The sequence below is a fragment of the Pseudomonas protegens CHA0 genome (assembly GCF_000397205.1).
Taxonomy (GTDB): Bacteria; Pseudomonadota; Gammaproteobacteria; order Pseudomonadales; family Pseudomonadaceae; genus Aquipseudomonas; species Aquipseudomonas protegens.
On the sequence record NC_021237.1, the window covers coordinates 4,697,498 to 4,718,573 of the forward strand.

Genomic DNA, 21,076 nt, shown 5'->3' on the forward strand with positions numbered 1-21,076 from the left:
AACGGATGAAGGCCGGGGAAAATTAACCCCGCACAGCGCCAGAACAACCCGCTTGCGGGCCCCTCAGGGTGATTGGGCAGGCGCCGCCGGCAGTAAATCACCCCGCTCATCCTTCGTTCCTTCCTTATCCTCCCCTTGCAGCAGGTACCCGCCCATGTCTTCCGCTCAATCGCTGACCGGCCTCCTCACCCAAGGCTTGCGCAAACTGACCGGCATCGACCGGTCCAGGCCAAAGGGCTACCGGGTAATCAACGTCGAGCTCAAGCAGCGCATCCACCTCAGCCCGTCCATGGCCCGCCTGGTGTTCACCGGCGAGGACATCGCCCAGGCGCGCACCCTGGCACCGGACCAGCGCATCAAGCTGCTGTTTCCCGGGGCCGATGGCACGCCCTCGCAACTGCCGGTGGAAGGCGACTGGCAGGCAGCCCGGCGCAAGCTGCCGGCCGAGCAGCAACCGCCAATGCGCACCTACACCATTCGCGCCCTGCGCCTGCAGCCTGCGCAAATGGATGTGGATTTCGTCCTGCACGGGGTCAACGGCCCGGCCTCCGCCTGGGCCACCCATGCCCGGCCCGGCGACCGCCTGCAGATGGTGGTGCCGAACAAGGCCTACAGCGGCGACCCCGGTGGTTATGAATGGCTGCCGCCGGCAGGGATCCGCAAGGTGCTGTTGATGGGCGATGAAACCGCGCTGCCGGCGATTGCCGGCATTCTGGAAGAACTGCAGGGTTATCCGGACCATCCGGATGTGCAGGCGTTTATCGAAGTGCCCTATGAAAGCGATTGCATCGACCTGCGCTGCCACCCGCTGGCGCGGATCAACTGGTTGCCCCGGGACCTGCTGGGCGCACGCCATGGCGAAACCCTGATCCATGCCGCCCGGGAGCTGGCCGAACTGCCGCCGGCCAACAGCCAGCGCCGGCCGATCAAGGTTTCCGAACGCAACGACGAACAGCGCCTCTGGGAAACCGCCCAACCGGCGGACAACGATTTCTACGCCTGGGTGGCCGGCGAGTCGGCCACGGTGATGAACATTCGCCGCCACCTGATCAACGAGCGCGGCCAGGAGCGTCGCAACCTGACCCTGATGGGCTACTGGCGCCTGGGCAGCTCCCTGGGTTGAGCCCCACCAACCGCCCCACCCTCTTCCCTGTAGCCGCTGCCGAGCCCGCGAAGCTGCACAAAGGCCCGCCGGGCCTTGCTTGGCGATCGCCAGCCGAACCCCTGGCGAGCTCGGGATTTTTGCGCCCCTGCGCGCCGTGCGCAGCCTGCGCCAGTGGCTACAGCAAGCAAGTGTGTAGCCGCTAGGAAACCGCGGCTACCGGTTGCAGGTGGCGGCGGCGATGCACCTCCAGATGGCCCTTGAGCAGGCTCAGCACCTTGGCCTCGTGCTCGTGGATGAAGAAGTGCCCGCCCGCCAGCATGTCCACCGAAAAACTGCCGTGGGTTTCCTTGCTCCAGCCGATCAGTTGCTCGGTGGTGGCGCGATCCGTCTTGCCGCCCAGCACATGCACCGGGCAATTGAGCAGTGGCCGTTGCACCGGGCGAAAGCGCCCGCACAAGAGAAAGTCGGCCCGCAGGATCGGCAAGGTCAGGCTCATCAGTTCCTGGTTGGCCAGCACTTCTTCACTGGTGCCGTTGAGGGTGCGCAACTGTTCGATCAGTTGCTCATCGGTCTTGGGCTCGGCAAACCCCCGGTCGTATTCGGTGCGCAGGGTCGGCGCAGCAGTGCCCGAGGCAAACAGCGCCACCGGCTCCGGGCACCCCAGGGCGCGCAGGGCATGGGCCAGTTCGCAGGCCAGCAAGGCGCCCAGGCTGTGGCCGAACAGGGCGTAAGGGGTGCGCAGCGTGCCCCGGATTTCCAGGGCAAGCTGCCGCGCCAGCTCGCGCATGTCGGTGTGCAGCGGCTCGGCATAACGGGCGCCACGCCCGGGCAGCTCCAGCGGTTGCAGGTGCAGCCACTGCGGCAGCTTGCGGCGCCAGCGGCTGTAGACCATGGCGCTGGCGCCGGAATACGGCAGGCACAGCAGGTTCAACTGAGTCACGGTTATTCCCTCGACGGATGGACGCTAAAGAAACGCAGCACGAGGGGAACAAATTAGTCCACCGATCACCTCAGCGCATGCGCCGATAGCTCTGCAACGCCGCCCCCAGTACCACCGCGCCGCCCGCCAGGGCCAGCCAGAAGCCGCTGCGGGCGCCGAACTGGTCCACCAGTGCTCCGGACCCCGCGGCCCCCAGGGCCACGCCGATGCTCAGGCCGGTGACCAGCCAGGTCAGGCCCTCGGTGAGCTTGGCCGGCGGCACGCTGCGTTCCACCAGGGCCATCGCGACGATCAGGGTCGGCGAGAAAAACAGCCCGGCAACGAACACCGCCAGGGACAGGCCGAGGATGTTGCTCGCCAGCAGCAGCGGCAAGGTGGTCAGCGCCGTGGCGATGCCGCCGTACATGAACAGCCGGGGCAAGGGCGTGGCCAGTTTCAGGGCGCCAAAGGCGATGCCCGCCAGGCATGAGCCGATCGCGTACACCGAGAGCACGATGCTCGCCGCCGCCGGCTGCCCCTGTTGCTGGGCGAAGGCCACGCTGACCACGTCCACCACCCCGACGATGGTGCCCATGGCGGTCATCAGCAACAGCAGCAGGCGGATTTCCACCGAGCGAATGATCGAGCCAGCGTGCCCTTCCTCATGGGGATGGACCGGCGGCTCGGTGCTCTTCTGCATGACGAACACACTGACCCCCAGCACCAGCATCAGCAGCGCCGCCAGGGGCCCGGCTTCGGGAAACAGGCCGACGCTGAGGCCCACCGACAAGGGCGGGCCGACAATGAAGCAGACCTCATCGAGCACCGACTCCAGGGCATAGGCGGTCTGCAGCTGCGGCTGGCCGCGGTACAGCTCGGTCCAGCGGGCACGGACCATGGCCGACATGCTGGGCATGCAGCCGGCCAGGGCGGCGCAGAGGAACAGGGTCCAGTGCGGGGCCTGCAAGCGGGTGCACAGCAGCAGGGCCAGCAGCGCCCCACCCCCCAGGCCGGCGGCCAGGGGCAATATCCGGCTCTGGCCGTAACGGTCCACCAGGCGCGATACCTGGGGCGCGCAGAACGCCGTGGCCAGGGCGAACGTCGCCGCCACCGAGCCGGCCAGGGCGTACCCGCCGTGCAGTTGAGCCAGCATGGTGATCAGGCCGATGCCGGTCATGGAGATCGGCATGCGCGCGATCATCCCGGCCAGCACAAAGGCCCGGCTGCCGGGGGCCTTGAACAGTTCGCGGTAGGGGTTTGCCATTTATAACGACTCCTTGGGGGGCTGCAACTTGCCACAAAGGGCAGGCACAGTAGAAACACATACGCCTCGTATGTTAAAAATCATGTAAACATACGCCTCGTATGTCAACCCGCCATTTGTTGGAGAACTGTGTCCATGAGCAGCCGCCCACGCGCCGCGATGATCGAGCAAACCCGCGCCAGGCTGATTGCCAGCGCGCGCCAGGCCTTTGCCCGCCTGGGCTACGCCAAGACCTCGATGGACGACCTGACCGCCGAAGCCGGGCTGACCCGGGGCGCGCTGTATCACCACTTCGGTGACAAGCAGGGGTTGCTGGCGGCGGTGGTGGAGCAGATCGACAGTGAAATGGATGAGCGCCTGGAGGCCATTTCCGCAGCGGCCAGTGATCCCTGGCAAGGCTTTGCCCAGCGCTGCCGGGCCTACCTGGAAATGGCCCAGGAAGCCGAAATCCGCCGCATCGTCCTGCAGGATGCCCGGGCCGTACTGGGGCAACGGCAGCCAGCCGAGGAACACTGCATCGACTCCCTCAGCCGCCGCCTGCAAGCGCTGGTCGAAGCCGGGCTGATCACGCCCGCGCCGAGCCAGGCCCTGGCGCGCCTGATCAACGGCAGCCTGGTGGACGCGGCGCTGTGGATCGCCGCCGCCGAGCAGCCCGGGCAACGCCTGCAACAAGCCCTGCAAGCGCTTGAGCTGCTACTGCGCGGGCTGCAACCACCGCGCTGAACTGAACTCCTGAACCGCGTCCGGGGTCAGCACAACAGGGGCCACTGATGCGTTGCGTGTCGCATGGGCGCATCAGCCCCGGCCTTCGACAGCGGCGACAGGAGTGCAGTGCATGCAGATATCCCTCGACCAGCAGGTAGCCCTGGTCACTGGCGCCAGCTCCGGCATTGGCGCCGCCACCGCAATCGCCCTGGCGGCGGCCGGTGCCAGCGTGGTGCTCAACTACAACTCCCAGGCCGCGCCGGCCGAGCAGTTGGCCGCGCGGATCAATGCCGAAGGCGGCCGGGCCATTGCCATTGGCGCCGATGTGGCCGATGAGGCCCAGGTCGAGGCGCTGTTCGCCCAGGCCATCGAGGCCTTTGGTTTTCTCGACATCCTGGTGGCCAATTCCGGCCTGCAAAAGGATGGGCCGGCCGCCAGCCTGAGCCTGGACGACTGGAACCGGGTGATCGGCGTCAATCTCACCGGGCAGTTCCTCTGTGCTCGCGCGGCGCTGAACATCTTCCAGCGCCAGGGGGTGCGCGCCGGGGTGTCCAAGGCGGCGGGCAAGATCATCCACATGAGTTCGGTGCACCAGTTGATTCCCTGGGCCGGGCACGTGAATTACGCGGCTTCCAAGGGCGGCGTGGACATGCTGATGCGCACCCTGGCCCAGGAAGTCAGCCAGCAGCGGATCCGCATCAACGGCATCGCCCCGGGGGCGATCCGCACCGCCATCAACCGCACCGCCACCGAGGGCGCGGCAGAGCAGGAACTGCTCAAGCTGATTCCCTACGGCCGGGTCGGCGACCCCGAGGATGTGGCCAATGCCGCGCTATGGCTGGCCTCGGACGCCTCCGACTATGTGGTCGGCAGCACCCTGTTCATCGACGGCGGCATGAGCCTCTATCCGGAGTTTCGCGGCAATGGCTGACCAGCATCCCACGGCACAACGCCCCATCGACGCCCACGGCATCATCGGCGACATGCGCAGCGCCGCCCTGGTCGACGACCAGGGCAGCATCGACTTCTTCTGCTGGCCGGAGTTCGACAGCCCGAGCATCTTCTGCTCGCTGCTGGACTCCCCCGCCGCCGGGATCTTCGAACTGGCACCGGTGCTGGCCGACGCCCGGCGCCAGCAGATCTACCTGCCCGACAGCAACGTCCTGCAGACCCGCTGGCTGGGAACCGAGGCGGTGGTGGAAGTCACCGACCTGCTGACCATCGACGACGACCCCGAGCAGCTGCCGCTGCTGATCCGCCGGGTACGGGTGGTCAGCGGCCAGGCCACCCTGCGCCTGCACTGCGCGCCGCGCCTGGACTATGGCCGGGCCGCCACCGGGGCACGACAGGAAGGCGACTCGGTGTGCTTCGAAGCCCCCGGGCAGCCCGGGCTGCGCCTGCTGGGCGACCAGCCGCTTTACCTTGAACGGGACTCGGCCCGGGCCGAGTTCGTGCTGCAACAGGGCCAGGGCGCCGAATTCATCCTCGGTGGCGTCGACGATCTGCGGGTGCGGCACGGCGATAGCGAGCTGCACCTTACGCGCACCCTGAAGTTCTGGCGCGACTGGATCGGCCAGTCCAACTACCGCGGCCGCTGGCGCGAGATGGTCAACCGTTCGGCCCTGGCGCTGAAACTGCTGACCTCCAGGCGCCATGGCGCGATCCTCGCGGCGGCCACCTTCGGCCTGCCGGAAAGCCCCGGCGGCGAACGCAACTGGGACTACCGCTACACCTGGGTACGCGACGCCTCGTTCACCGTCTACGCCTTCATGCGCCTGGGTTTCGTCGAGGAGGCCAACGCCTACATGGGCTGGCTGCGGGGCCGGGTCAGCGACTGCCATGGGCAACCGATGAAGCTCAATATCCTGTACGGCATCGACGGCCGCCAGGAGTTGCCGGAGACCGAGCTTGGGCACCTCTCCGGGCACGGCGGCGCGCAACCGGTGCGCATCGGCAACCAGGCCTACGACCAGGTGCAGCTGGATATCTTCGGCGAGCTGCTGGATGCGGTGTACCTGGTGAACAAGTACGGCGAGGCCATCTCCCACGAAGGCTGGAAACACACGGTACAGGTGGTGGACCAGGTCTGTGACAGCTGGCAGAGCAAGGATGTGGGCATCTGGGAGATGCGCGGCGAGCAGCACCACTTCCTGCACTCGCGGCTGATGTGCTGGGTGGCGGTGGACCGCGCCATCCGCCTGGCCTCCAAGCGTTCGCTGCCGGCCCCCTTCGCCCGCTGGGACCAGACCCGGCAAGCCATCTACGACGATATCTGGAGCCGGTTCTGGAACCAGAAGCACGGGCATTTCGTCCAGCACATCGGCAGTACCGCCCTGGACGGTTCGATGCTGCTGATGCCCCTGGTGCGCTTTGTCAGCGCCAAGGACCCGCGCTGGCTGGCGACCCTGGATGCCATCGAAAAGAGCCTGGTGCGTGACGGCATGGTCTACCGCTACCGCAATGACGACAGCCAGATCGACGGCCTGGCCGGCACCGAAGGCGCCTTCGCCGCCTGCTCGTTCTGGTACGTCGAATGCCTGGCCCGCGCCGGGCGCCTGGAGCAGGCGCACCTGGAGTTCGAGCAACTGCTGCGCTATGCCAACCCCCTGGGCCTGTACGCCGAGGAGTTCGACAGCCACGGCCGTCACCTGGGCAACACGCCCCAGGCCCTGACGCACCTGGCGCTGATCAGCGCGGCAAGTTTTCTCGACCGGCGCTTGAGTGGCGACAAGAGCGTCTGGCAACCTTGAGCCCGGCCCCGGTGCTGAGACCGGGGCGCTCTTCCCTTGGTGCCCGACAGAAATGGAACTCGCCCCATGCCCGACTCGCCGATCATCGCCGTGATGATCCATGCCGCCGACTGGCGTGCCGCCACCCATTGGTACGCCCAGGCCTTTCCCCAGGCCCGCCGGGTCCTGCACGAGCCGGATGATTTCGGCCATTTGCAGCTCGCGGGCCTGTCCCTGGAAATCGTCCCCTGCGACGCCAAGGTCGGCCAGGGGCCGGCGGGCACGGTGGTGTACTGGCAGGTCGCCGATCTGCCCGGCCAGGTGCAGCGCCTGACCGGGCTGGGTGGGCGCCTGTATCGCGGGCCCATGGTCATTGAAGGCGGCGACTCGATCTGCCAGGTGCAGGACCCCTGGGGCAACTGCATCGGCCTGCGCCAGCCGGCCCGTTTGGGGCAAGCGTCATGAACCAGGTGCTGCTGATCATCGACGTGCAACCCTGCTTCAACCCTCCGCAGTGGCTGGTGGACGGCATCAACCGCCTGCTCGGGCGCATGCCCTCGGTGGCCACGGTGGAGCGCCATGATGAAAGCCGCACGCCCTTCGCCCGGCAACTGGGCTGGCAGCCGGCGGTGGATGACCAGAGCCTGGTGGCCGCCGACAATGTCTTCATCAAGCACGGCTACGGGCCGACGACGGAGATTCTCGAGCACCTCAAAAGCCTCGCCCCCGAGCGCGTGCTGGTGTGCGGTATCCAGACCGACACCTGCGTGCTGGCCGCAGGTTTTGCCCTGTTCGATGCCGGCTTGCAGCCGACCCTGCTCACCGACCTGACCGTGGGTTCGTCCCTGGACCGCAGCGGCGGCCTGGGCATCGACCTGTGGCGGCATCACTTCAGGCACCTGGCCCGCAGCGACGAACTCTAGGGGCCGGCTTGCGGGCCCCTTCGCTGGCAAGCCAGCTCCTACAGCCCTCAGGTGGCAGCGCCGTTGCGTAGGTGCCGGCTTGCCGGCGAAGGCAATCTTGCGGGCCTCTTCGCTGGCAAGCCAGCGCATACAGCCGTCAAGTGGCAGCACCGTTGCGTAGGAGCCGGCTTGCCGGCGAAGGCGATCTTGCGGGCCACACAGCGCTAGAGTCCGCATTCGCGCTCCCTCACCAGGCCCCTCATGAGCTTCAGCGTCGGCCTGCGCTGCTACGTGCACATCAAGGGCCCCGAACCGTAGGGCCACAGTTCCCTGGAAGACATCCGCCGGCTGCTGGCGCGACGCCCACGGGCTGCATGCCGCTGCAGCTTGAGGACAGCACGCAAGTTTTGCGCTAGCTTTTCCCGGCCCACCGGATCCGGAGTCGTCATGCCCAGCCCAGCCTCCCTGCACCAGGTCAGCACCCCCAACCTGCATATCGCCTATGAGGAACATGGCCCGCGCAACGCCGAGCCGGTGATCCTGCTCCACGGGTTTCCCTACGACGTGCGGGCCTACGACGAGATCGCCCCGCCCCTGGCCGAGCGCGGCTATCGGGTCATCGTTCCCTACCTGCGGGGTTACGGCCCGACGCGCTTTGCCAACGAACAGGTGATGCGCTCCGGGCAGCAGGGGGCCCTGGCCCGGGACCTGCTGGAGCTGATGGACGCCCTGCACCTGCCCCAGGCCACCCTCGCCGGCTACGACTGGGGTGGGCGCGCCGCGTGCATCGTCGCGGCGCTATGGCCGCAGCGGGTCAAGGGCCTGATGAGCGCCGACGGCTACAACATCCAGGACATTCCCCGGGCCATCGAGCCCCGGGCGCCGGAGACCGAGCTGCGGCTGTGGTACCAGTACTACTTCAATACCCAGCGCGGGGTGGACGGCCTGACGGCCAACCGCCGGGAATTCTGCGAGCTGTTGTGGCGCCTGTGGTCGCCAACCTGGAAACAAGGGCCCGGGCTCTATGGCCTGAGCGCGCCCTCCTTCGACAACCCGGACTTCGTCGCGGTGGTGATCCATTCCTACCGTCATCGCTTCGGCTATGTGCCGGGCGACCCGGGCCTGGAAAGCATCGAGCGGGCGCTGGAGGCGCAACCGCCGATCCGGGTGCCGACCATCGCCCTGTGCGGCGCTGACGACGGCGTCGGCCCGGCCACCGAGCCGGACCCCGATGTCGGCCTGTTCAGTGGGCCCTATCAGCGGCGGATCCTCCCGGGGATCGGCCACAACCTGCCCCAGGAAGCGCCGCAAGCCACCCTCGACGCGCTGCTGGAGTTGCTCGGCAAGCCCTGAGATGGGCGCCGGCGCACGCCATGGGCCGGAAAAAATCGGTACACTTCGCGGCCTCGATCCCCCCACAGGACATGGAATGTTATCCGTCGCCGCTTCTCCCCGACCCGGCCTGCGCCGGGCCCTGGTGCTCTGGCTGTATGCCGTCGGCGCCGGCCACCTGCTGGCCGGGCTGCTGCTGACCTGGGCCGGCCACAGTGGCCTGTTCAACGATTACCTCGCGGGCATCGAACAGGCCTTCTGGGGCGCCGCCGCGCCGGCACCGGCCCGGGCCCAGCAGATCTGGTGGCTGGGGCTGTTCGGCGCCACCCTGCAAAGCTATTCGCTGTTCCTGCTGGGGCTGGTGCACCTGGGCAACCGCCTGCGGGCCCCTGCCGCCTGGGCCTGGCTGATGGCCGGGATTGTGCTGTGGGCGCCCCAAGACATGTGGCTGTCCTGGCAGATGAACATGACCGCCCACCTGTGGATCGACAGCTTCGCCCTGCTGGTGCTGCTGCCGCCGTTACTGTGGCTGCAGCGCCACGACCGCCGTACCTCTCGTCTTCCCTCGTAAAAGGACTTCACCATCGTGGCTGATTTGCCAATCCTGCAGTGGGCTATCGCCCTGTTGCTCGCCCAGGGCGTGCTCGGCGCCCTGGATACTCTCTACCATCACGAACTCACCGTGGCCCTGCCGCAGCGTCACAGCGCCCGCAAGGAGCTCAGCATCCATGCCCTGCGCTCGTGCTTCTACGGCGTGCTGTTCATGGGCATCGCCCACCTGGCGTTCCAGGGCATCTGGGCCCTGGTGATCGCCCTGCTGTTCGCCCTGGAAATCGGCCTGACCCTGTGGGACTTCGTGGTCGAGGATCGCAGCCGCAAGCTGCCGGCCATCGAACGCATCATGCACACCGTGCTGGCGATCAACGCCGGGGCCTTCTTCGCCCTGTACGGCCTGCAACTGCTGGAATGGTCACGCCTGCCCAGTGCCTTGAATCCCATCGACCTGGGCTGGCAGGGCTGGGCCCTGAGCCTGTTCGCCGTGGGCGTCACCGCCTCGGGCATCCGCGACGGCCTGGCGGCGCTGCGCCTGCAACGCCAGGGCCAGGGCGCCAACCCCTTTGCCGGTGGCAGCGGCAAGCGGGTGCTGGTCACCGGTGGCACCGGTTTTATCGGCGAGACCCTGGTCAACCAACTGCTGGATGCCGGGCACACGGTCAGCGTGCTGGCCCGGGACCCGCTGCGCGCCGCCTACCTGTTCGACGGTCGCGCCCGTTGCCTGCGCTCGCTGAGCAAGCTGGGCCACGGCGAAGCCTTCGACGTGATCATCAACCTGGCCGGTGCCCCGGTGGCCGGGCCGCGCTGGTCGGCCAAGCGCCAGGCGCAACTGCTGGCCAGCCGGGTCGGCACCACCGAAGCCCTGCTCAACTGGCTGCAACACGCCCAGCACAAGCCGGAGCTGTGGATCCAGGCTTCGGCCATCGGCTTCTATGGCGTGCGCGACGCCAGCCAGAGCCTGGATGAAAACGCCGAGCGCGGCGAAGGCTTCATGGCCGACCTGTGCGCGCGCTGGGAATCCTCCGCCGAACCGGCCACCCGCTTCGGCGTGCGCCAGGTGGTGCTGCGCCTGGGGATCGTCTTCGGTCCCGGCGGCGCCCTGAAGCCATTGCTGATGCCCTTCCATTTCGGCTTTGGCGGACGCATGGGCGATGGCCGGCAGATCATGAGCTGGGTGCACCGCGACGACGTGTTGCAGGTGATGGCCCGGGCCATGAACGACCCGTCCCTGTCCGGCACCTACAACATGGTGGCGCCGGAAGCGGTGAGCCAGGGCACCTTCGCCACTACTGTCGGCAAGGTGCTCAAGCGCCCGGTGTGGCTGCACGTGCCGGCTGCGCCGGTACGGGCCCTGGCCGGGGAGATGGCCGAGCTGTTCTTCGATGGCCAGAAGGTAGTGCCGGCGCGCCTGCTGCAGGCCGGCTACCGCTTCCGTTACCCGACCCTGGACGCCGCCCTGCGCGACCTGACCTGAGCTGAGGAATGCCCATGAGCAAGCCCCTGTTGTACCTGCTGGCGGGCAATGGCAGCGCCGCCGACTGGTGGGACGATGCCCTGCCGCACTTCCAGCGCTATCAGGTGCAGCCCCTGGAGCTGCCGGGGTTTGGCGACAACCCGCTGCCGCCCTGCCAGGACCTGGGTGAATACGCCGAGGCCCTGCTGGGCATGACCGAGCCGGGCCAGGGGATTGTCGCGGTGGGGGTCAGCGCGCTGATCGTGCTGCACGCCTTGCAGCGCCGCCCGGGGCACTTCTGCCGCAGTGTGCTGTTGTCGCCGGTGGGGGCCTTTCTCTGGCAACGGCGCTTGCCGGCGCTGATGTCGCCGCTGCCCGCGCGCTTGCTGATTCACGGTTTGCTCAGCCATAAACCGACGTGGTTTGCCGGCAAGTTCTCGCGCCAGCCGTGGAGCCAGGAGCAGTACCGGCGCATGGGCGCCGGCTATGGTCGGTGCCGGGCCTTCGTACCGCTGTGGGAGCAACTGCGGGCCGATACCGCGCTGCCGCTGCTGGAGTGGATCAAGGACCCGGTGCAACTGGTCTGGGGCGACCAGGACCGGCTGCTGGGGATTGCCCAGGCCGCAGCCTGGTCGGCCATCCTGGCCCGGGCCGACCTGCGGGTCAGCCTGCGGCCGGGCTGGGGCCATTACCCCTGGATCGATGCGCCGACGGCGTTCGTCGACTGGCTGGAGTCCGCCGACAACGGCTTCGTCGCCCACACCAAGGGCGGCCGCCTGCGCCTGGCGGAGCTGGCCGGCCAGCCGGTGCCCAGCGCCCTGTCCCTGGACAGCGCCAGCGACCCGCAGCTGCCGGCCCTGCTCGCCAGCCAGCCTGCGGCGCTGTGGGCGGTGCGTTCCTCCAGCTACGGCGAGGATCAGGCCGACTCGGCCAATGCCGGCTTGAGCACCACTTACCTGCGGGTGGCCAGCGAGCAAGTGCCCGGGCGCATCAGCGAACTGCGCGATGCCGGGGTCGAGGAAGTGGTGGTGCAGCGCTTTATCCAGCCGACCCTGTCGGGGATCGCCTTCGTCCGTCACCTGGCGGTGGAACTGGAGTGGGTCGAGGGCCATCTGGAAAGCCTTGCCGACGGTCAGGTCAGCCCGCAGCGGGCGATCCTTTCACGCCTGGGCGCGGCCTGGGAAAGCGGCCATTTCGCCACCACCCGGGGCCTGAGCGCCAGCGCCCTGTGGGATTTCCTGCAAGGGGTGCTCAAGACCTTCCACTACGTGCCCGGTGATGTGGAATGGGCCTGGGACGGCCAGCAACTGTGGCTGCTGCAGTACCGCCCCATCAGCGACTACGGCTGGCGCCGGCACCTGACCGCGGCCAATATCGCCGAGATCCTGCCACCGCAACCCAGCCGTTTCGTCGAGTACGGCCAGCGCCGGGCGGCGGCGAGCATTCCGGCGATCATGGCGCGCTGGGACGCCCGTGTACTGCAGGACAATGAACCCTTCACCGCGGTGTTCGGCGGCGCCTCCTATATCAACAACGACCTGTTCCTGGCGCGCCTGGCCGACTGGGGCCTGCCCTCCTCCAGCTATGCCGGCGAGGTGGGCGGCGCCACCCCGCAGCTGCCCTTGCGGCCCCTGCGCCTGTTGCGCTCGCTGCCACGGTTCCTGCGCATGCAGCACATCGCCCGCGGCCACCTGCTGAGCCTGGAGCCGGGCCTGCGGCGCTTCGACCGGGAGCTGGCGCAGTTGCGCGCCGCCGGGGCCGACGGCCAGCAACTGGCAGACTGGTTCAGCCGCTTCTATGTGTTCGTGGTGCAGGGCAACCTGTGTATCGCCACCGCCCTGGCCAGCAGTGGCGGCGCGCTGCTGGGGCGCCCGCCCACCGCTTACGACAACCTGGACAACAGCCCCCATCGCCTGCCCTGGGAAACCGACCCAGGCACCCCGCGTCCGCAGTGCGCCGAGTTGCCGTTGCAAGCCTTCCCGCACTGGAGCCCGGCCATCACCCTGGCCCACCGCCTGGGCTTGCCGGGCATGCGCGGCTATTACCTGCAAGTGCGCGAGTGGTACCGGGACAACCTGATGCGGATCTTCTTCCGCCTGCACCACGCCGTGCCCGAGGCTGATCGCGGCTACTGGTTCGCCCCCCATGAGCAGGTGCGCAACCGTGGCGGCAGCTTCTGGCAGGACGGCCGCGAAGGCAGCGAGCAGGCGGCGGGGTTCATGATCTACCCGGGCCAGGTCCAGGGCGTGCTGGGGGTCGACATTCTGCTGGAGGACACCCTCGACCCCGGGCGCCATGCCCACTATCAGCAGGCCCGGGCAGTGATCGCACGCATGGGCGGGCGCCTGTCCCACGGTTCGACCCTGTTGCGCGAACTGCGCAAGCCCTCGGCGGTACTGCCCCAGGTAGACCCGGCCTGGATCGGCCGCGAAGTGCTGTATGCCGACGGCCAACTGAGCCTGGTAGAAGGCTGAAACCCGCGCTCAGGGCTGCGCAATGCTGGCGAAGCGTTCGCGGTAGGCCTGGGGCGTCACGCCCAGGGCCCGCAGCACGCTGCGACGCAGGGTTTCCTCGCTACCGAAACCGCACTGGGCGGCGATGCGCTTGATCGGCAGGGTGCTGTCGGCCAACAGGCGCCGGGCGCATTCCACACGGATCAGTTCAATGGCCCGGGCCGGGGTCTGGCCGGTGTCGGCGCGGTAGTGACGGACGAAACTGCGCTCGCTCATTCCCGCCTGCTCGGCCAGCACCGGCAGCGTCAGTTCGCGGTCCAGGTGCTCGGCGATCCAGGCGTGCAGCCGGTCGAAACGCCCACCCTGGTTCTGCAGCGACAGGGTTACGCTGAACTGCGACTGGCCCCCCGGGCGCTTGAGAAACACCACCAGTTGCCGCGCCACTTCCAGCGCCACTGCGCGCCCCAGGTCGGCCTCCACCAGGGCCAGGGCCAGGTCGATGCCGGCGGTGACCCCGGCCGAGGTCCACACCGGGCCATCGTTGATGAAGATCGGATTGGCCTCCACCTGCAGCCGCGGATATTGCTCGGCCAACTGCTCGCAGCGGGTCCAGTGGGTGACCACTCGGCGCCCGTCCAGCCAGCCGCTGGCGGCCAGCAGAAAGGCCCCGGTGCAGACCGAGGCCACCCGCCGTGACGCCGCAGCCCGGGCCGCCACCCAGGCCACCAGTTCAGGATCACGGGCCGCCTCGTAGACGCCCCAGCCACCGGCAACGATCAGGGTGTCGCAGGGCTCTTGCGGCAGCGGCAGCGGCTCGGCCAGCAGCGCCAGCCCCGAGGAGCTGAGGGTCGCGCCGCCCGGGCTGGCAATCACCCGCGGGTGGTAGGGCAAGGGCAGGCCCAGGCCGCGGGCCCGGTCATTGGCCGAGGCGAACACCTGCAGCGGCCCGCTGACATCCAGCAACTGGGCATTGGCGAAGGCCAGGACAAACACGTTTTTCGGCGCAGTGGGCATGGTTGGCGTAAATCGAGGGCTGGTTGGCGTATGCGCCAAATCCTAGAGCGCTAGAGTCAAGCCGTCCACTTCATCGACACAAGGAACAGGCAATGGCAGTGCAGATAGGTTTTCTGTTGTTCCCCGAGGTCCAGCAACTGGATCTGACCGGTCCCCACGACGTACTGGCCTCGCTGCCGGATGTGCAGGTGCACCTGATCTGGAAGGAGCCGGGGCCGGTGGTGGCCAGCTCGGGGCTGGTGCTGCAGGCCACCACAAGCTTCGCCGACTGCCCGCCGCTGGATGTGATCTGCATCCCCGGCGGTACCGGGGTCGGGGCGCTGATGGAAGACCCGCAGGCCCTGGCGTTCATCCGCCAGCAGGCCGCCCGGGCGCGCTACGTGACCTCGGTGTGCACCGGCTCCTTGGTGCTCGGCGCCGCGGGCCTGCTCCAGGGCAAGCGCGCCACCACCCACTGGGCCTACCACGAACTGCTGGCGCCGCTGGGGGCGATACCGGTGCATGAGCGGGTGGTGCGTGACGGCAACCTGCTGACCGGCGGCGGTATCACCGCCGGCATCGACTTCGCCCTGACCCTGGCCGCCGAACTGTTCGACGCCGCCACCGCGCAGCGGGTACAGCTGCAACTGGAGTACGCCCCGGCGCCACCGTTCAATGCCGGCAGCTCGGATACCGCCCCCGCCAGCGTGGTGCAGCAGGCCCGCCAGCGCGCCGCGGACTCGCTGCACAAGCGCCGGGAAATCACCCTGCGCGCGGCCGCGCGGCTGGCAGCCGGCTGAGCTTTCAGGCACGGCGCACCGGGCCCTGGCGGGCATTGCCCAGCAACTGGGTGATGGCGCCATCGCCATAGGTGCGCTCGACCCTGGAAATCACCACCTGATAACCGGCGTACCAGCGCCGGTACTGGCGCTTGGCTTCGATGTGCCTGGGGTGGCTGGCAAAGGCCTGGATCGAGGCTTCGTCCTCCCAGTAATAGCTGGCGTTGATCAGCCCCTGGTCGGCGCTGGTCCAGGATTGGGCGCCGACGAAGCCCGGCAGGCTGATGGCGATTTCGTCGATCAGCGCACTGAGGCGGTGGAACTCCTCGTCGCGCTGGCCCGGCTGGTAGATAAAGGCGGCGATGTACATGGTCAAACTCCATTGGCTGATGAATCAGAGCGGCCGCGCCAGCAGCGCCAGGCGCAGGGCCAGGGCCAGCAGCACCGCCGCCAGCAGCCAGGATTGCCAGCGGGCCAGCCGCGAATCGCTGCCGGGCAAGCCACGGCGCAAGGCCGCGCCGAAGATCCCCAGGCTGGTATGGAAGACCCCGCTGACCAGGGTCAGCAGCAAGCCCAGGACCACCAGTTGCACAGCGATGCTGCCGTGCTCGGGGCGCACGAACTGCGGCAGGAACACCATGAAGAACAGCAGCGCCTTGGGGTTCAGCAGGCTGTTGCACAGGGCCCGGACAAACACCGTGGCCAGCGGCACCCGGGGTGTATCGGCAAGGTCCAGGTCCCCCCGCTGGCCCAGGGCCTTCCAGGCCAGCCACAACAGGTAGGCAACCCCGGCATAGCGGATCAGGTCGAACGCCGGCGGCCAGCTGGCCACCACGGCGGTGACGCCCGTGGCCGTGAGCAGGGTCAGGCCGATATCCGCTGCGCCGATCCCCAGCCCCGATGCCACCCCACCGCGCCAGCCATAGGCTGCGCCGTGGCTGATGACAAAGGCCATGTTGGGTCCCGGCGACAGCAGCAACAGCAGCACGGCGCCGAGGAAGATCGACAGGGTGGAAAGGTCCGGCATGTGAGCGCTCCTGCGCAAAAGCCGCTAGATTAGGACGCCTGCCTGATACAAACAAAAAAGTGTTCTAGATACATGAGGTGGCCGAGCATGCGCCGTACCCGTTACAAAACCATCGTCGATCACTTCGCCCAGCGCATCCGCGCCGGCCAGCTGTGCCCAGGCACTCAGCTACCGACGGTGCGGGCGCTGATGGCCAGCGAGCAGGTGGCGCTGGCCACGGCGCTGCGGGTGTATCACGAGCTGGAAGCCATCGGCCTGGTGGTGGGCGAGCCCGGGCGCGGCACCTTTGTCCGCGACACCAGCCTGCCCCGGGGCATGGGCCTGGAACAGCACCCGGCCAGCGCCGCCTCGGTGGACCTGGCGTTCAACTACCCGTCCCTGCCCGGCCAGGCGGAAAGCCTGCGCGAGGGGCTGCGGGCGATAGCCGCCTCCGGCGACCTGGATGCCCTGCTGCATTCCGCGCCCCAGGGCGGCCGCCCCCATGAACGCCAGACCGCAGCGCGGCACCTGCGCAACCGCGAGATCCGCGTCGCCGCCGAGCAGGTGCTGATCGTCAACGGCGCCCAGCAGGGGCTGGCGGTGAGCCTGCTGGCGCTACTCCAGCCCGGGGACATCCTGGCAGTGGACGCCCTGACCTACCCCGGCCTCAAGACCCTGGCCCAGGTCCATCGCCTGGACCTCGAAGCGCTGCCCCAGCACAACGGCCAGATGGACCTCGACGCCCTGCAGGCCCTGTGCCGCCGGCGCCCGGTGCGGGCGCTGTACTGCATGCCGACCCTGCACAACCCCCTGGGCACGGTGATGCCCCTGGCCGAACGCCGGCGCCTGGCGCAACTGGCCCGCGAGCATGACCTGCTGCTGATCGAGGACGGCGCCTACGCCTTCCTCGCCGAACCGGCCCCGCCGCCGCTGCAGACCCTGGCCCCGGAGCGCACGCTGTATATTTCCGGGCTGTCGAAAAGCGTCGCCTCGGGCTTGCGCCTGGGGTTTATCGTCGCGCCCCTGGAGATGATCCCGGCCCTGGAACGGGCGATCCGCGTGTCCACCTGGAGCACCCCGTCGCTGACCGTGACCCTGGGCTGCCGCTGGATCGAGTCGGGGCTGGTGGACAGCCTGGAAGAACAGAAGCGCAACGATGCCCGCAGCCGCCAGCAACTGGCCCGGAGGGTGCTCAAGGGCTGCGATTACCAGGCCTATGGCTCATCGTATTTTCTCTGGCTGAAACTGCCGGAAGGACGGCGGGCCGATGCCGTGGTGGCGGCCCTGGAACATCAGGGGGTAACGGTGACCTCGGCCGAGCCCTTCGCCACCACCGCCCATGTGCCCCAGGCCTTGCGCCTGGCCCTGGGCTCCATCGGCCTGCCGCTGCTGGAGCAGGCCCTGGAAAAGGTCCGCAACGAAATCACTCGTTGACCACACCTGCAGGAGCCGGCTTGCCGGCGAAGAGCGCCTGCTCACCGGCGTCAATGGCCGGGGGCATCATCCGTGGCCGGCGGCTCGCACGCCTCACGGCCATTCGGATCACGCCAGCGCCGCCAGACCGACTTGATCTTCCGGCCAATCATCCACAGTGCGCCAAGTATATTGGCCAGGACAAAGGCCCCCAGGAAAAATGCCAGCATCGTCAGAATGCCGGGGCAATCCGGCCCTTGGCACGACATTCCCCCCCAGCTCAAGGTGGGCAGCAGCGCCGCACCCACTACAACGATCTGCCGCAACCACGGCCATTTGCACAGAAGCCCGCGCTTAGCGTCGGGCTGAAAAGAACCTGCCACGTTCATGTTCCACTGCGTGAAGTATCAAAGTGGCCACAGCACCCAGGCTGCAGGCACGAAATGCCGGACGAAAAAAAACCCGCCGAAGCGGGTTTTTTCCAAGACCATCATGACTTCCTGTCTGCAGCATCCGTGCTAATGGTCGACCTTCCCTGATCCTGAGCGCTTCCTGCGCTGCAGTTGTGGGAAAGAAGATTAAACACAAAGCCCGGTGCGCAGAAGGCGCATTGAATTACAGCGCGTGTAGGAAATTCGCTATACCGCACTTACGCAAACCCCTAGTTCACCCCTCCAGTGCCTGGGCGGCCAAAGCCGCGAGCTTGAGCTGGTGCTGCGCCCCGGGCTGATGATCGTCCTGGAGAAACCAGGCAGCGGACAAACCACTGAAGGCCAGCACCCACTGCACCAGCCGGCGCGGCTCCAGCTGCGCCGCCCGGGCAATCACCTGCACCTGGCGGGCAAAGCGCACAGGGTCGGTGGCGCTGGGCAGGTCCGGGTTGCAGATCAGGTTGGCGAAATCGAAGGTGCGCTCGCCATGGACCCGCTTGGGGTCGATCACCCGCCAGCCGCGCTCGGCGAAGTCCAGCACATTGTCGTGGTGTATATCGCCATGCAGCACCACCGGTTCCCGGGGCGTGGCCAACAGGTGCTCGGCTTCGGCCAGGCAGCGCAGGAACAACCCGCCCTGCTGCGGCGCCGCCTCGCGCAGGTCGGCAAACCAGCGATCCAGCGACACCAGCGGCGGCCGCGGTTGTGCCCGAGGCCGGTGCAACTGTTGCAGGGTGGCGCAGACGATATGGCTGACCTCATCGTGCTGGCCCGCCAGGGCCATGCGCATCAGCGAACCCTTGCCCATGGCGCGCTCCATCAGCAGGGCATCGCCTTGCTGGGCATGAACCCGCGCCGCCCCCTCCCCGGCCCACCAGGCCATCAGCCGGTTGCCGGCCTGCTCGTGTTCATCCAGGGCAATCTTCAACATGGCCGGCGCACCGTCTTGCAGACGCACCGGCAACAGGCGGCTGCCCGGGGTGACGATGGGATCGCCATCGGGCGTCAGGCGCCAGCGTTTCATATAGGTTTCGAACAAGGGGCTGCTCCAGACGGGAAGCGGCCAGTTTCAGGCGACAGGCCTGGCTCTGCAACGTGCCGCTTGCAACTGCCTGTTTCAACCCTGCTGCAGGTAGTTCTCGATATTGCTCATCTGCTCGTCCCAACCCCGGCTGTTCATGCGAAAGGCCTTGAGCCGGCGCTCGGCGGGAATGCCGTCGAAGCCCGACTCGGTGACCCGCAGCAAGGTACCACCGGCGTGCTCTTCCAGTTCGAACCGGACCAGGGTGCTGGGCTCTGCCGAATAGTCCTGCGCGGGATCGATGGCGTAGGGGTGCCAGCGGAAGGAGAACAGCTCCTGGGGCAGCATCTGCTCCACCAGGACATCCCAGGTCAGGTGCTCATAGCCTGGGTAAGTCACCGCGCCCCGGGCCCGCTGGCCGGGTATGAACTGCTGGCCGGCCAGGGCCACGCCAAACCAGCGGCCGAAGCGTTCGGCCTCGCTCAGCGCCTGCCAGACCTGGGCCGGGTCGGCCTTGAGCAGGATCTTGCGTTCGATGCGATCTGAAGAATTCATGGGCCACCTCCAGTGATGAACACTAGACCTCTCTGAATCGAGCGCAACCTTTATCTGGCCGAAGGCCCCACTGATTGCCCAGAACGAAAAATGCTACTGTCGCCGGCGCCAATACCTCTGCAAAGGACCTGCCATGCCCCTCACCCTCACCGACCGTTACCGTGGCAGCCTGCTGGGCCTGGCCTGTGGCGATGCCCTGGGCACCAGTGTGGAATTCAAGCCACGGGGCAGTTTCCCCCCGGTCACCGATCTCTTGGGCGGCGGCCCGTTCAACCTCAAGGCCGGACAGTGGACCGACGACACCTCCATGGCCCTGTGCCTGGGGGAAAGCCTGTTGCGCAAGGACGGTTTCGACCCCGCCGACCAGATGGGCCGCTACCTCAACTGGTGGCAATGGGGCTACCTGAGCGCCACCGGCGAATGCTTCGATATCGGCATGACGGTGCGCCAGGCCCTGGCCGACTATCAGGAACACGGCCAGCCCTTGGCGGGTTCCAGCGACCCGCAGACCGCCGGCAATGGCTCGCTGATGCGCCTGGCGCCGGTGGTGCTGTTCCATTACCCCGACCTGGCCCAGGTCCGCGAGTTTGCCGGGGCCAGTTCGCGTACCACCCACGGCGCCGCCGAAGCCATCGAATGCTGCCAGCTGTTGGCCGGGCTGATCGCCAAGGCCCTGGACGGTGCCAGCAAGCAGCAACTGCAACGGCTCGACGCCCAGGGCTTTCGCGAGAGCAAGGTCGCGGCCCTGGCCCAGGGCAATTACCTGGATAAAACCCGCGACCAGATTCGCGGCAACGGCTATTGCGTCGACTCCCTGGAGGCCGCGCTCTGGTGCTTCCAGCACAGCGACAGCTATGCCGAAGCAGTGCTGGCCGCCGCCAACCTGGGGGACGACGCCGACACCACCGCCGCCATCGTCGGCCAGTTGGCCGGAGCCTTCTACGGGGCCCAGGGCATACCGCCGCACTGGCTGGCCAAGCTGCACATGGGCGAGGAGATCCAGGCCATGGCCGACGACCTGCTGGCCGCCGCCCGGCGTCGCGCGCCTGCCCGGCCGCTGCATGGCAGTTGCCTGTGCAAGGCGGTGCAATACCGGGTCGACCGCCTGGACATGCCCATCGGCCACTGCCATTGCCAGACCTGCCGCAAGGCCCACGCCGCGGCCTTTGCCTCGACCGCCGGAGTCATGCGCGAACACTTCCAGTGGACCCAGGGCCAGGAACGCCTGAGCACCTACGAATCGTCCCCGGGCAAGCTGCGGCACTTCTGCTCGGTCTGCGGTTCTCACCTGCTGGCGGAGCGCCCGGGGCAGCCCCACGTGATCCTGCGGGTGGCGACCCTGGACGATGATCCGGGGCAGACGCCACAGGTGCATATCTGGACCTCCCACGATGTGCCCTGGCTGGCCGACGAAGCGCTGCAACGCTGGCCCGAGTGGCAACCCAGCCGCGGCTAGACTGT

Annotated in this window: 21 protein-coding genes and 1 pseudogene; 14 read left to right on the plus strand and 8 right to left on the minus strand. The window is 67.9% G+C overall.

Annotated elements, in window-relative coordinates:
- Positions 1-154: 154 nt before the first annotated feature.
- Complete coding sequence (locus tag PFLCHA0_RS20780; RefSeq protein ID WP_015636427.1) at positions 155-1,123, plus strand: siderophore-interacting protein; 969 nt, start codon at positions 155-157, stop codon at positions 1,121-1,123.
- A 181-nt stretch (positions 1,124-1,304) separates the two neighbouring features.
- Here the strand turns inward: PFLCHA0_RS20780 and PFLCHA0_RS20785 are convergent, their stop codons facing one another.
- The gene (locus PFLCHA0_RS20785) at positions 1,305-2,045 is read right to left on the minus strand and encodes a thioesterase II family protein (protein ID WP_015636428.1); all 741 of its coding nucleotides are present in this window, start codon (positions 2,043-2,045) and stop codon (positions 1,305-1,307) included.
- A gap of 70 nt (positions 2,046-2,115) precedes the next feature.
- Complete coding sequence (locus PFLCHA0_RS20790; RefSeq protein ID WP_011062379.1) at positions 2,116-3,288, minus strand: MFS transporter; 1,173 nt, start codon at positions 3,286-3,288, stop codon at positions 2,116-2,118.
- A gap of 135 nt (positions 3,289-3,423) precedes the next feature.
- Here PFLCHA0_RS20790 and PFLCHA0_RS20795 point away from each other — a divergent pair, with 135 nt between their 5' ends.
- From PFLCHA0_RS20795 to PFLCHA0_RS20835, 9 genes are all read left to right on the plus strand, one after another.
- On the plus strand, positions 3,424-4,011 hold the full coding sequence (locus PFLCHA0_RS20795; protein ID WP_011062380.1) for a TetR/AcrR family transcriptional regulator: 588 nt from the start codon (positions 3,424-3,426) through the stop codon (positions 4,009-4,011).
- Positions 4,012-4,123: 112 nt separating this feature from the next.
- The gene (locus PFLCHA0_RS20800; RefSeq protein ID WP_011062381.1) at positions 4,124-4,924 is read left to right on the plus strand and encodes a glucose 1-dehydrogenase; all 801 of its coding nucleotides are present in this window, start codon (positions 4,124-4,126) and stop codon (positions 4,922-4,924) included.
- Positions 4,917-6,743 carry a glycoside hydrolase family 15 protein gene (locus PFLCHA0_RS20805; RefSeq protein ID WP_011062382.1) on the plus strand — a complete coding sequence of 609 codons (1,827 nt, stop codon included), beginning with the start codon at positions 4,917-4,919 and terminating at the stop codon, positions 6,741-6,743. Before PFLCHA0_RS20800 ends, PFLCHA0_RS20805 begins: the two co-directional genes overlap by 8 nt.
- A gap of 66 nt (positions 6,744-6,809) precedes the next feature.
- Complete coding sequence (locus PFLCHA0_RS20810) at positions 6,810-7,187, plus strand: VOC family protein (protein WP_011062383.1); 378 nt, start codon at positions 6,810-6,812, stop codon at positions 7,185-7,187.
- Positions 7,184-7,645 carry a cysteine hydrolase family protein gene (locus tag PFLCHA0_RS20815; RefSeq protein WP_015636429.1) on the plus strand — a complete coding sequence of 154 codons (462 nt, stop codon included), beginning with the start codon at positions 7,184-7,186 and terminating at the stop codon, positions 7,643-7,645. Before PFLCHA0_RS20810 ends, PFLCHA0_RS20815 begins: the two co-directional genes overlap by 4 nt.
- Before the next feature lie 426 nt (positions 7,646-8,071).
- Entirely contained in the window at positions 8,072-8,977 is a 906-nt protein-coding gene (locus tag PFLCHA0_RS20820; protein ID WP_015636430.1) for an alpha/beta fold hydrolase, read from the plus strand.
- 76 nt (positions 8,978-9,053) lie between these two features.
- The gene (locus PFLCHA0_RS20825; RefSeq protein ID WP_015636431.1) at positions 9,054-9,527 is read left to right on the plus strand and encodes a hypothetical protein; all 474 of its coding nucleotides are present in this window, start codon (positions 9,054-9,056) and stop codon (positions 9,525-9,527) included.
- 15 nt (positions 9,528-9,542) lie between these two features.
- The gene (locus PFLCHA0_RS20830; RefSeq protein WP_011062387.1) at positions 9,543-10,985 is read left to right on the plus strand and encodes a TIGR01777 family oxidoreductase; all 1,443 of its coding nucleotides are present in this window, start codon (positions 9,543-9,545) and stop codon (positions 10,983-10,985) included.
- A 14-nt stretch (positions 10,986-10,999) separates the two neighbouring features.
- Complete coding sequence (locus PFLCHA0_RS20835; RefSeq protein ID WP_015636432.1) at positions 11,000-13,438, plus strand: hypothetical protein; 2,439 nt, start codon at positions 11,000-11,002, stop codon at positions 13,436-13,438.
- Positions 13,439-13,447: 9 nt separating this feature from the next.
- Here PFLCHA0_RS20835 and PFLCHA0_RS20840 read toward each other — a convergent pair whose 3' ends face one another.
- A complete protein-coding gene (locus PFLCHA0_RS20840) occupies positions 13,448-14,431 on the minus strand; it encodes a GlxA family transcriptional regulator (RefSeq protein ID WP_015636433.1) in 984 nt (327 codons plus the stop codon).
- A 92-nt stretch (positions 14,432-14,523) separates the two neighbouring features.
- On the opposite strand from PFLCHA0_RS20840, the gene inhA reads away from it, so the two are divergent.
- Positions 14,524-15,210 (plus strand): isonitrile hydratase, encoded by a 687-nt coding sequence (gene inhA, locus PFLCHA0_RS20845; protein WP_015636434.1) that lies wholly within the window; start codon positions 14,524-14,526, stop codon positions 15,208-15,210.
- Positions 15,211-15,214: 4 nt separating this feature from the next.
- Here the strand turns inward: inhA and PFLCHA0_RS20850 are convergent, their stop codons facing one another.
- Positions 15,215-15,559 (minus strand): antibiotic biosynthesis monooxygenase family protein, encoded by a 345-nt coding sequence (locus PFLCHA0_RS20850; protein WP_011062391.1) that lies wholly within the window; start codon positions 15,557-15,559, stop codon positions 15,215-15,217.
- 24 nt (positions 15,560-15,583) lie between these two features.
- Complete coding sequence (locus PFLCHA0_RS20855) at positions 15,584-16,216, minus strand: LysE family translocator (protein ID WP_015636435.1); 633 nt, start codon at positions 16,214-16,216, stop codon at positions 15,584-15,586.
- A gap of 87 nt (positions 16,217-16,303) precedes the next feature.
- On the opposite strand from PFLCHA0_RS20855, the gene PFLCHA0_RS20860 reads away from it, so the two are divergent.
- Complete coding sequence (locus tag PFLCHA0_RS20860; RefSeq protein WP_015636436.1) at positions 16,304-17,629, plus strand: aminotransferase-like domain-containing protein; 1,326 nt, start codon at positions 16,304-16,306, stop codon at positions 17,627-17,629.
- 50 nt (positions 17,630-17,679) lie between these two features.
- Here the strand turns inward: PFLCHA0_RS20860 and PFLCHA0_RS20865 are convergent, their stop codons facing one another.
- From PFLCHA0_RS20865 to PFLCHA0_RS20875, 3 genes are all read right to left on the minus strand, one after another.
- Entirely contained in the window at positions 17,680-17,997 is a 318-nt protein-coding gene (locus tag PFLCHA0_RS20865; RefSeq protein WP_041752430.1) for a hypothetical protein, read from the minus strand.
- A gap of 277 nt (positions 17,998-18,274) precedes the next feature.
- Positions 18,275-19,078 carry an aminoglycoside phosphotransferase family protein gene (locus tag PFLCHA0_RS20870; RefSeq protein WP_011062394.1) on the minus strand — a complete coding sequence of 268 codons (804 nt, stop codon included), beginning with the start codon at positions 19,076-19,078 and terminating at the stop codon, positions 18,275-18,277.
- Positions 19,079-19,156: 78 nt separating this feature from the next.
- A complete protein-coding gene (locus PFLCHA0_RS20875) occupies positions 19,157-19,615 on the minus strand; it encodes an SRPBCC family protein (protein ID WP_011062395.1) in 459 nt (152 codons plus the stop codon).
- 133 nt (positions 19,616-19,748) lie between these two features.
- Between PFLCHA0_RS20875 and PFLCHA0_RS20880 the strand changes: the two are divergent.
- Both PFLCHA0_RS20880 and PFLCHA0_RS32010 read left to right on the plus strand, forming a co-directional pair.
- Positions 19,749-20,648, plus strand: a pseudogene (locus tag PFLCHA0_RS20880) (ADP-ribosylglycohydrolase family protein); the annotation flags it as partial.
- On the plus strand, positions 20,622-21,071 hold the full coding sequence (locus PFLCHA0_RS32010; protein WP_225368814.1) for a GFA family protein: 450 nt from the start codon (positions 20,622-20,624) through the stop codon (positions 21,069-21,071). The pseudogene PFLCHA0_RS20880 and the gene PFLCHA0_RS32010, both read left to right, overlap by 27 nt.
- Positions 21,072-21,076: the final 5 nt, after the last annotated feature.